Below are 11,333 nucleotides of genomic sequence, written 5' to 3'. Positions count from 1 at the left end.
AACGAGGCAATAGAATGGAATCCACAACGTTGGAAAAATCCTGGGGTGCTGAAATCCTTGCTGACGGCAGCGTGCGGTTTCGCCTTTGGGCACCCGGTCAGCAGCAAATTACCCTTCACGCCGATGGCCAGCAGCATGCCATGCAGCGGCAGCAGGATGGCTGGTTCAGCCTGACGCTGCGCGGGCCTGGTCACGGCAGCGAATATCACTACGAGCTGGCCGATGGCAGCACGGTGCCCGATCCGGCCGCGCGGGCACAACGCGCCGATGTCAACGGCCCTTCTCTGGTTATCGACCCTCACCATTACGACTGGCAGCAGCGTGACTGGCAGGGACGGCCCTGGCATGAAACGGTGGTCTACGAGCTGCACATCGGCACCTTTACCGCCGAAGGCACCTTCCGCGCGGCTATCGCAAAACTCCCTGCGCTGGCCGACCTCGGTATCACCATGATCGAAGTACTGCCGGTATCGCAGTTTGGTGGCACGCGCGGCTGGGGCTATGACGGCGTTCTGCTGTATGCGCCGCACTCGGCGTATGGCTCACCGGATGATTTCAAAGCCTTCGTCGATGCCGCGCACGCGCTGGGATTGTCGGTGGTGCTGGATATTGTGCTCAACCACTTTGGCCCGGAAGGCAATTACCTGCCGCTGCTGGCACCGGCCTTTTTCCATGAGGAGCGTATGACGCCGTGGGGCGCCGGGATTGCGTACGATGTGGACGCCGCGCGGCGTTATATCGTCGAAGCACCGCTCTACTGGCTGAAAGAGTTTAACCTCGACGGCCTGCGCTTCGATGCCATCGACCAGATTGAGGATACGTCCAGCAAGCATGTGCTGATTGAGATTGCTGAACGCATTCGCAGCGAAATCCACTCTCGCCCGATCCATCTCACCACCGAAGACAGCCGCAACGTGATCTTCCTGCATCCGCGCGATGCGGACGGTGACGCGCCACTGTTCAGCGGTGAATGGAACGACGATTTTCATAATGCCATTCACGTCTTTGCCACCGGCGAGACGCACGCGTATTACCAGGATTTCGCCAACGTACCGGAGAAATCAATCGCGCGCATTCTCACCGAGGGCTTTGCTTATCAGGGCGAGCTGTCACCACAGAGCGGCCAGCGGCGCGGCGTACCCAGCGCAGGCCAGCCGCCGGTGGCGTTTGTCGACTTCATCCAGAACCACGATCAGGTGGGCAACCGCGCCCAGGGCGAACGCCTGATTAGCCTGGCCGGTGCCGATCGCACCAAAGTGCTGCTCGCCACCCTGCTGTTGTCACCGCACATTCCGCTGCTGTTTATGGGCGAAGAGTACGGTGAAACCAACCCGTTCCTGTTCTTCACCGATTTCCACGGCGATCTGGCGAAAGCGGTGCGCGAAGGACGGGCGCGCGAATTTACCGGTCACGCCGGTCATGACGAGACGGTGCCGGATCCCAACGCTGAAGAGACCTTCACGCGGTCGAAACTGGACTGGCGCAAAGTGGAAAATCCCGCAGGCCAGGCGTGGCTGACGCTCACGCGCCAGCTACTGGCGTTGCGCCAGCAGCACATCGTGCCGCTGCTGCCGGATGCACGCCAGCACAACGGCCAGGTGCTGCGCACCGCACCGGGCTTTGTCGCCGTTAGCTGGCAGTTCCCGCAGGGCCAGCTGTCACTGGCGCTGAATATTGGACAGCAGAGCCAGCCGCTGCCCGCGATGCCCGGCGAGACGCTCTTTGCGTGGCCACAGGAAAGCGGCGAACTGCCGCAGCACTCTGTCATCGTGCGTCTGGCAAAAGGAGCAGCGCAATGAGCATTCCAACCGCAACCTACCGTATTCAGTTCCGTAACGGCATGACCTTTGACCGCGCAGCGCAGCTGGTGCCCTATCTGCAGCAGCTGGGCATCAGCCATCTTTATGCCTCGCCGATCTTTACCGCCACGCGCGACTCGACGCACGGCTATGATGTTACCGATGCCAATGAGATTGACCCGGCGATTGGCGGACGCGCCGGTTTTGACCGCCTCAGCGCGGCGCTGCAGCAGGCCGGGATTGGCCTGATCCTCGATATTGTGCCTAACCATATGGCAGCGTCGCTGGAAAATGCCTGGTGGCGCGATGTGATTGAACACGGGGAAGCCAGCCGCTATGCGCACTACTTTGATATCGACTGGTCGCGCAGGCTGACGCTGCCGTTCCTCGGCGATGATTTTGACCGCGTGCTGGCCAATGATGAACTCAGCATCAAGGCCGATCCGCACAGCGGCAATCCGGCGCTGGTCTATTACGACAGTTACTATCCGCTGACGCCCGCCAGCTGGCAGCAGCGTAAAGACGAGGTGCTGGCGTTGCGCGATCGCGCGGCCATCGCGGAACTGCATGCGCAACAGCCGTGGCAGCTGATGAACTGGCGTGAGGCGCGCAGCGCGCTCTCCTACCGCCGCTTCTTTGAAATTACCGGGCTGGTCGGCGTGCGCGTCGAAGATGAAGAGGTGTTCGCGGCTTCGCATCGCCTGATTCTCGAACTGGTACACAGCGGTGTGGTGAGCGGGCTGCGCGTCGATCACGTTGACGGGCTGGCCGATCCGCTCGGCTATCTGCAACAGCTGCGTCAGGCCGCAGGCGACGCGTGCTATATCACGGTGGAGAAGATTCTCGCTAACGGTGAGCAATTGCCCGCCGACTGGCCAGTGTCCGGCACCACCGGTTACGAGTTTATCGCCGCGCTGTCGCATGCGCTGATTGATGATAATCAGATCGATATGCTGCATCTGGCCTATGAAGCGGTATCCGCCGAACGTAACGACGTGGCGGCTGGCCTGCGTGCAGCGCGTGAACTGATGGTCGATCGCAACTTTGCCGGGGAATTCAGCCGCCTGCTGGCGCTGGCTACCGAGGCAGCCGATCTGGTGCATCGCAACTTCAGTGAGGCTGAGCTGCACGTGGCGCTGCGCGAACTGCTGATCGCCTTCCCGGTGTATCGCACCTACGGCCGTAAAGCCGGTATGCCGCTGGAAGGCGAAGCGTTGCTGTTACAGGTGCTGGAGCAGGTTAAACACAGCGCCTCGCCTGCGGCGCTGAGCTTTTTGCAGGCATTACTGCTGGGGGCGATCACTGAACAGGGCGAGCAGGATGCGGCGGAATTCCGCGCCCGCTTCCAGCAGCTGACCGGCCCGCTGATGGCGAAATCGGTCGAAGACACGCTGTTTTTCCGCAATCACGTGGCGCTGGCGATCAACGAAGTGGGTGCCGAACCGCTGCCGCACGCGTTTTCGCTTGAACGCTTTCACCGCGAAATGCAAACCCGACTGCAGCACCAGCCGGATGGCCTGTCGGGTACCTCCACGCACGATACCAAACGCGGCGAGGATGCACGTGCGCGGCTGTATACCCTGAGTGAAGCGGCGGCGCTGTGGGCGGAGAACGTGACGCGCTGGCGCCAGATGAATCAGCCGCACGTGGTCGCGCTGGCGGACGGCCCGGCGCCCGAACCGCCGGTTGAGTGGATGCTGTACCAGGCGCTGGCCGGCGTCTGGCCTACCACGCTGCAGCCGGAGGACACGGCGGCACTGGACGCGCTGCGCGATCGCTTTTTGCCGTTTGTGGAAAAAGCCCTGCGCGAAGCGAAGTTACGCACCGACTGGGCGGACAGCAACGAAGCTTATGAAAATGTCGTGCTGGAGTACGCCCGCCAGCTGCTATCGCCCACCAACCCGGCATTCCTGCAGGACTTCAGCCACGCACTGCAGCCGTTCATTCGGGCCGGACTGGTTAACAGCCTGAGCCAGACGGTGATCAAACTGACCGCGCCGGGCGTGCCGGATATCTATCAGGGCTGCGAAGCGCTCGATTTCAGCCTTGTCGATCCGGATAACCGACGCGAGCCGGATTTCGCTCAGTTGACGGCGCAGCTGGATGTCCACGCCGCGCCGGACTTCGCCAGCCAGCAGGACTGGCTGAGCGGCCGGCTGAAGCAGCAGATGGTTGCGCGCCTGCTGCATCTGCGCCGCGACCATGCGCAGCTGTTCCGCTTCGGTGATTATCAACCGCTCAGTGCATCGGGCGAACATGCGGAAAAAGTGATCGCCTTTGCCCGTCAGGACAGCGACTACGCGCTGCTGGTGATTACGCCACGACTGATTTTCAATGGTGCACAGTGGAGTCATACCCGACTGGCACTGCCGGAATCGCTGGCGCATCGCCACTATCGCAATGTGCTGACCGGCGAGACCGTAGTGATTAATGACGATATTATGCTGGACAATGTGAGCTATAGCGCGCCGCTGGTGCTGATTAGCCAGTAGCGTCCCCGATAAACCTGTTGTTTTACATGACTATCTATTCACTGGATGGAGAGGATTGAATGTCTAACGGTAAACCTATGGAAATCACCGCCGGATCGGGGCACCAGCTCGGCGCCAACTATGATGGTGCAGGCGTCAACTTTGCGCTGTTCTCAGCACACGCGGAACGGGTCGAACTCTGTCTTTACGATGAGAGCGGCCAGCATGAAATTGCCCGCTTCGATCTGCCGGAATATACCCACGAAATCTGGCACGGCTACGTGCCCGGGCTGAAACCCGGCGCGCTGTATGGCTATCGCGTTCACGGACCGTTCGATCCGGAAAACGGTCACCGTTTTAACCCGAGTAAATTACTGATTGATCCCTATGCCCGCGAGTTGCAGGGCAACATCGACTGGAACGAAGCGCATTTCGCTTACGATTTACTGCACGAAGATAAAGATCTGACGCTGGATACCCGTGACAGCGCGCCGTTTACCCCCAAGTGTCGGGTAATTGATACCAATGAGTTTGACTGGCAGGACCATAACCGTCCCAGCATTCCGTGGTCCAGTACGGTGATTTATGAAACCCACGTCAAAGGTTTCACCCAGCTTAATCCGGCGATTCCGGCAGAGATGCGCGGCACCTATGACGGCATGAGCCACAAATCCACCGTCGACTACATCAAAAGCCTCGGCGTGACGTCAGTGGAATTGCTGCCGGTGCACTGGTTCCCGGACGACCAGCACCTGCTGGATCGCGGACTGAAAAACTTCTGGGGCTATAACTCGCTGGCCTTTTTTGCGCCTGCCAGCCGCTATTTCGGCCCGCGCGGTATTCAGGGCTTTCGCGACATGGTGCGCGCTTTCCACGATGCCGGTATCGAAGTGATTCTCGACGTAGTTTATAACCACACTGCAGAAGGCAACGAACTGGGGCCGACGCTGTCGTTTAAAGGCATTGATAACTTCTCCTATTACCGCACGCTGCCGGATCAGCACCGTTATTACATCAACGATACCGGCACTGGCAACACGGTAAATACCTCCCATCCGCGCGTGCTGCAGCTGGTGACGGATTCGCTGCGCTACTGGGCAGAATCGATGCATATCGACGGTTTTCGCTTCGACCTCGGCACTATTCTCGGCCGAGAGCCGGAAGGGTTCGATCAGCGCGGCGGCTTCTTTGATGCCATGACGCAGGATCCGGTGTTGTCAAAGCTGAAGCTGATCGGCGAACCCTGGGACATCGGGCCTGGTGGCTATCAGGTCGGTGGCTTCCCGCCCGGCTGGGCTGAGTGGAACGACAAATATCGCGACACGGTGCGTGAGTACTGGAAAGGCGACAACGTCTCAACCGACTTTGCCGCGCGCCTGCTTGGTTCCGGCGATCTGTACGATCAACGCGGCCGCCGCCCGTGGGCCAGCGTCAATTTTATCACCGCGCACGATGGCTTTACGCTGAACGATCTGGTCTCGTACAACGACAAGCACAACGATGCCAACGGGGAAGATAACAACGACGGCCATAACGATAACCGTTCATACAACTACGGTGCCGAAGGCCCCACCGACGACGAAGGCATCAACGCGGTGCGCGAGCGGCAGAAGCGTAACTTCCTCGCCACGCTGTTTTTCTCTCACGGCACACCGATGCTGCTGGCGGGCGATGAGTTTGGCCGCAGCCAGATGGGCAACAACAACGGCTATTGTCAGGACAGCGAGATTTCCTGGCTGCACTGGGAAGATCTGCCGGCTTCCGCTGATGCGTTACGCGATTTCACCCGTCAAATCATTGCACTGCGCGCACAGCAGCCGCTGCTGCGACGTGAAAGCTGGCGCGACGGCATGGAGATTAAATGGTTTAACGCTGGCGGCGGTTTCCAGCAGGCGGAACAGTGGGACGAGGGCTCGACGCTCGGCGTGTACATCGGGCGTCCGGATCTGCAAACCGAAGAGGGTATCTGGCACGATGTGCTGATGCTGTTCAATCCGTTTGAAGGCAATGTGCCGTTCCGCATCCCGCAGTTTGGCGAAGGCGGCTGGGTGCTGGAGCTGACCACCTCCGACAGCGCCAGTAAGGGATTGGTAATTACCAAAGAGAAGGATTTCGAGCTGGAGGGCCGCAGCCTGGCGCTATTCCGCCGGCCGTGAGTGGAACGCAAGGTGCCGGTTTCCAGGTGCTCATGAATGCGCACCCTACAGAAACAACGGGACATGCACTCCCGGTTTCCAGGTGCGCATGAATGCGCACCCTGCGGAAACAATGGGACATGCACTCCCCGTTTCCATGCGCGCATGAATACGCACCCGACGGAAATAACGGGACATGCACTCCCCGTTTCCAGGTGCGCATGAATGCGCACCCTACGGAAATAACGGGACATGCACTCCCGGTTTCCAGGTGCGCATGAATGCGCACCCTACGGAAATAACGGGACATGTACTCCCGGTTTCCAGGTGCGCATGAATGCGCACCCTACGGAAATAACGGGACATGCACTGTAGGGTCGCCGTTCACGGCGACCGGCTCCATTGTTAACCCGCCAGCCTCTTCTGCTACCCGGCGCTAAAATTTCATTAACTAAAAACCACAATCTGCCGATGTTCTTTAATCTGCCCTTGTACCCGCCGCGTCAGGCGTCGGGGTGCGTTTAGATTAAGGATAATAAGATGAACATCTCCCAACGATTGTTACTGACCTTTACCATGCTGTTTGGCGCCATCATTCTGCAAGCCGTGCTCGCCATCTCACTGCTTTCCGGCTTTCAGGAGCGCTTTGAATATGTGCAAACCAACGCCATCCCTTCAATCAAAGACCTCAACACGTTGATTGATCGCAGCAACCAGCTGGCGCTGACGCTGTACAAACACCAGACCCAGTTGCAGGACAGCAACATGCCCGCCGTCGAAGCGGACATTGATAAACAGATCGGCGGGCTGAAATCGCTCACCGATTACTACATAAAGCATGATATCTCCAGCGAGGAAGATAAGCGCCTGACTGAGGTGGCCTTTAGCAATATTCAGCACGTGACTGAGCGGCTGCCCGCCTTTCTCAGTGCGTCGCGTGCACACCAGAATGCCATCAGCCTCGACCTGATTGAGGGCCAGAGCGGCATCGGTGCCGCCATTCGTCAGCTGATTGCCGATTATCAGAAACAGCTGATGCTGAACATCGCCATTGGCGACGAGTTACGCGCCACCAACCGCAGCACCTTCCATAATGTGTTGTGGACGACCATCAGCGGCGTGGTTGCAACGGTGCTGGTATTCGGTCTGTTCGCCCTGTTCACCGTACTGCGCATCCGCCGCAGCCTGGCGGATGTCGGCAAAGTGATGATGCGCGCCAGTGAAAATCTCGACCTGACGCTCAGCGCAGACGAAAGCCGTCGCGATGAGGTGGGCAATATGGCGCGCTCCTTTAATCAGCTGATGCGCAGCGTGGCCGGTTCGCTGAGTGCCGTGCGCAGCGCGTCGCATTCGGTGAGCAGCGCATCGGTGCAAATCGCCGCCGGCAATGAAGATCTCTCTGCGCGTACCGAACAGCAGGCCGCCTCGCTGGAGCAGACCGCGGCCAGCATGACTGAACTGAGTGAAACCGTACGTCAGACCGCCGATAACACGCGTCAGGCCAGCCAGCTGGCGGCTAACGCCAGTTCGCTGTCGGAAAAAAGTGGTACCTCGCTCAGCACCATGCTCTCGACCATGGATGACATTCGTGGCAGCTCGCGCAAGGTCACGGACATCGTCTCAATGATCGAAGGCATCGCTTTCCAGACCAATATCCTGGCGCTCAACGCGGCAGTCGAAGCCGCACGCGCCGGTGAGCACGGCAAGGGCTTTGCGGTGGTGGCGGGTGAAGTACGCAGCCTGTCGCAGCGATCAACCTCGGCCGCACGCGAAATCAAAGGACTGATTGAAGAGTCGCATCGACTGACCGAAGCCGGGGCCGCCCAGGCCAGCGACGTCAGCAGCAACATGCAGGTGATGAATGACGCTATCCATCAGGTCAGCGAACTGATGAGCGAAATCGCCGCAGCCGCGGTTGAGCAGAGTCAGGGCATTAGCCAGGTACAGCAGGCGGTGAATCAGATGGATGATGTGACGCAGCAGAACGCCGCGCTGGTGGAGCAGGCCTCAGCCGCGTCGCAATCGCTGCAGGAGCAGGCCCAGACGCTCAACCAGCTGGTGACCCGCTTCGTGCTGGCGGAATCCGGCACAACGCCGATCATCAAGCCTGCGCCGGCGAGCCATAAAGCGCCACAGCCGGGACGCCTGGCACTGGCCAGCGATGCCGACTGGCAGAGTTTCTAATCCCTTTGCCCTCCGCGTCGTCGCGCGGAGGGGCTTTCTCCCACTGACGAACTCCCCCGGCGAGCTGGCGCGAGCGACATTGCCTCAACGAGCGCCAGCAAAACTGCTATTCTGTGAACCATGCTAACGGTCATCAGCAACGAAAGCGTTTCACCTCCGCATGCCCGCCGCTCCCTAAAGGAACCTTATGCACCCTCAGCAACAGACACGCGGTAAATGGGCCATCTTTGGCCTGATGTTTATCCCTGGCTTTACCTGGGCTTCCTGGGTCAGCCGCACGCCCTTTATGCGCGATGTGCTGCACGCCTCGACGGAAATGATGGGTCTGATTCTGTTTGGCTTCTCCTGTGGCTCCATGCTGGGCGTGCTGCTGGCCGGTAAGCTGGTCGCGCACTTTGGCACCAGCCGGGTGATGCGCACGGGTTACCTGATCCTGCTCGGTGGCCTGGTGCTGATGACCGTTGCGTTAACGCTCGCCAGTAGCGGGCTGGTGTTTACCAGTCTGGTGTTGCTGGGCGGCGGAACCGCGCTGATGGATGTGGTGGTTAATGTCGAAGGGGCAGCGTTTGAGCGGCGCATCGGCAAGTCAATCATGACCATCATTCACGGCTTCTTCAGTTTCGGCACGCTGATCGGCGCACTGGCGGGGCTGGCCATGACCGCAGCCGATATCAGCACCCACTGGCACTTTAGCGTGGTGCTGCTGGTTAACCTGCTGATTGCCGCCCTGGCGCTGCGCCATCTGCCCGCCACCAGCGACAGCGAACGCAGCGAACAGCCGCATCATGGCGGCTTTCTGGCCCAGGTTGGACGTGAACTGCGTGACCGCCAGCTGCTGGTGCTCGGCGTGGTGATTCTGGCGATGGCGCTGGCGGAAGGCTCGGCTAACGACTGGCTGCCGTTACTGATGATCGACGGCCATAACCTCAATCATACCCAAAGCACGCTGGTCTACGCGGGTTTCACTGCCGGCATGACGCTGGGGCGCTTTATCGGTGGGCTGGTGGTTGATCGTCTGGGCCGTGTCTGGGTACTGCGCGCCAGCGCATTCTCCGCCGCGTTGGGGCTGACGCTGGTGATTTTCTCCGATAACCCATGGCTGGCGGCGGCGGCCGTGCTGTTCTGGGGCGTCGGCGCGTCGCTCGGCTTCCCGTTAACGGTCTCGGCGGCGGGCGATGGCCATAACAGCGCGGTGCGCGTCACGATTGCCGCCACGCTGGGTTATCTGGCGTTTCTGGTCGGCCCGCCCGGACTGGGCTTTATCGGCGAACATGCCGGATTGCGCATGGCGATGCTGCCGGTACTGATCATGGTACTGCTGGCGCTGGTGTGCGCCGGTGCGGCTGGCCGCCCGCGTCAGGCAAAAACACCAGCGGAACAATAAATCTCAGGGCACGTGCCAGCTGCCCTGCCAGCCATCCGCAGTGGCCTCAAATCGTGCGCGCTGATGGGGCTCGCAACTGACATCCAGCCACTCCACGCTATGCAAGGTGATCTGCACCAGCGCAAAGTGCTCGTCGGGCCCGGTGCCCGCCTTTTGCGCGCTGGCAGGCAGTGCGTCATCAGGATGAGCAATCACGCTGCCCGGCCTGACCGGTGACTGAAACAACGCGTGCGAATGCGGGCGCAATGCATGCCAGGCTGCGGCACGCTGTTGTGCATCGTCAACGCGCTGAGCCGTGCCTGCCAGCCTGAGCTGAACGCGCCTGGCGGCATCATAAGCCAGTAACGCCACCTGCGGCTGGGCTGCAATATCCTGCATTTTGGCGCTGCGCCGATCGGCGGTAAAACGCAGGGCCGGCAGCGCGGGCAAAAACTGCCGTATCACCACGGTGCGCATGCTGGGCTGGCCGTCAGCGGTCACCGTTGCCAGCTGCATCAGGGTGAAAGCCGAACGCGATGTGGTGGCTGTGCTAAGCAGCTGCCAGATGGCTTGCAGGCGGTCGTCGAGCGAGATCATGATTCCCTTCCTTAGCGGGCGTGAAGCGGGTTGCTGCCCGCACGTTTCAGCGCCGACAGCGCCAGCGCGCTGAGCAGTAACCCAATGACGATAAGCAGCGCGTAGCTTAGCCACTGCAGCAGCAGAATGCCCAGCACGCCGCCAGCGAGAAACGCCAGCACGGTGTAGCAATGCAGTTTTAGCCGCTCAATGTACAGCGGCGCGTCTTTTGGTGACTCTTTGCGACGCAGCACGTCGAAGAGCATCGCCAGCTCAATGCCGATATCGGTTGACGTGCCGGAAACGTGCGTCGTGCGCACGCGGGCATTGGAGATGCGCGTTACCACCGCATTTTGCAGGCCCATCAGAAAGCTCAGGCTGAGAATCAGTAACACGCCGCCCTCGCTGAAATGAAAGCCGCTTTCGACAATCCCCAGTACCAGCAACGCTATGCCCTCCAGCAGAATATTGATGGCGTAGATGCCGCGTATCTGCCGCCTGCGGCCGGAATTGATGATCAGCGTCGAGACCGACGAACCGGCGATGAATAACAGCACAATCAGCAGGAAGAACAGCCCGATATGCAGATTGGCTTTCGCCAGATGATCGGACAGGGATGAGACGTTACCGGTCATGTTGGCGGAGAAGAAACCAACCGTTTCGAACGCCGCAGTGTTCAGTGCGCCCGCCACGGCGGCCAGCGTCGCCGCCAGGCGGATGTCGGTGTTGAAAGTGCGCGTATCCTCAGTGGAGATCAGCATGAAAAGGTCCTGGCCCGGCAAAAGGTTTATCATCCTCCGGCGGT

The 11,333-nt window shown here is 60.2% G+C and carries 7 protein-coding genes; 5 read left to right on the top strand and 2 right to left on the bottom strand.

Annotated elements, in window-relative coordinates; translation table 11 throughout:
• Positions 1-14 precede the first annotated feature (14 nt).
• From treZ to FT726_RS17280, 5 genes are all read left to right on the top strand, one after another.
• The gene (gene treZ, locus FT726_RS17300) at positions 15-1,799 is read left to right on the top strand and encodes a malto-oligosyltrehalose trehalohydrolase (RefSeq protein WP_346303144.1); all 1,785 of its coding nucleotides are present in this window, start codon (positions 15-17) and stop codon (positions 1,797-1,799) included.
• Positions 1,796-4,291 (top strand): malto-oligosyltrehalose synthase, encoded by a 2,496-nt coding sequence (gene treY, locus FT726_RS17295; RefSeq protein ID WP_346303142.1) that lies wholly within the window; start codon positions 1,796-1,798, stop codon positions 4,289-4,291. Before treZ ends, treY begins: the two co-directional genes overlap by 4 nt.
• Positions 4,292-4,350: 59 nt before the next feature.
• The gene (gene glgX, locus FT726_RS17290; protein WP_021509574.1) at positions 4,351-6,426 is read left to right on the top strand and encodes a glycogen debranching protein GlgX; all 2,076 of its coding nucleotides are present in this window, start codon (positions 4,351-4,353) and stop codon (positions 6,424-6,426) included.
• Positions 6,427-6,945: 519 nt separating this feature from the next.
• Positions 6,946-8,589 (top strand): methyl-accepting chemotaxis protein, encoded by a 1,644-nt coding sequence (locus tag FT726_RS17285; RefSeq protein ID WP_288422349.1) that lies wholly within the window; start codon positions 6,946-6,948, stop codon positions 8,587-8,589.
• A 187-nt stretch (positions 8,590-8,776) separates the two neighbouring features.
• On the top strand, positions 8,777-9,973 hold the full coding sequence (locus FT726_RS17280; protein WP_262258516.1) for an MFS transporter: 1,197 nt from the start codon (positions 8,777-8,779) through the stop codon (positions 9,971-9,973).
• Positions 9,974-9,976: 3 nt separating this feature from the next.
• Here the strand turns inward: FT726_RS17280 and FT726_RS17275 are convergent, their stop codons facing one another.
• Both FT726_RS17275 and FT726_RS17270 read right to left on the bottom strand, forming a co-directional pair.
• Positions 9,977-10,549 (bottom strand): pyridoxamine 5'-phosphate oxidase family protein, encoded by a 573-nt coding sequence (locus FT726_RS17275; RefSeq protein WP_346303141.1) that lies wholly within the window; start codon positions 10,547-10,549, stop codon positions 9,977-9,979.
• 11 nt (positions 10,550-10,560) lie between these two features.
• Complete coding sequence (locus FT726_RS17270; protein ID WP_010615793.1) at positions 10,561-11,289, bottom strand: YoaK family protein; 729 nt, start codon at positions 11,287-11,289, stop codon at positions 10,561-10,563.
• Positions 11,290-11,333: the final 44 nt, after the last annotated feature.

The organism is Pantoea sp. Morm (assembly GCF_016643525.1).
GTDB lineage: Bacteria > Pseudomonadota > Gammaproteobacteria > Enterobacterales > Enterobacteriaceae > Pantoea > Pantoea dispersa.
The sequence above is the reverse complement of the archived record's forward strand: the minus strand, read 5'-3'. Positions and strand labels throughout refer to the sequence as shown.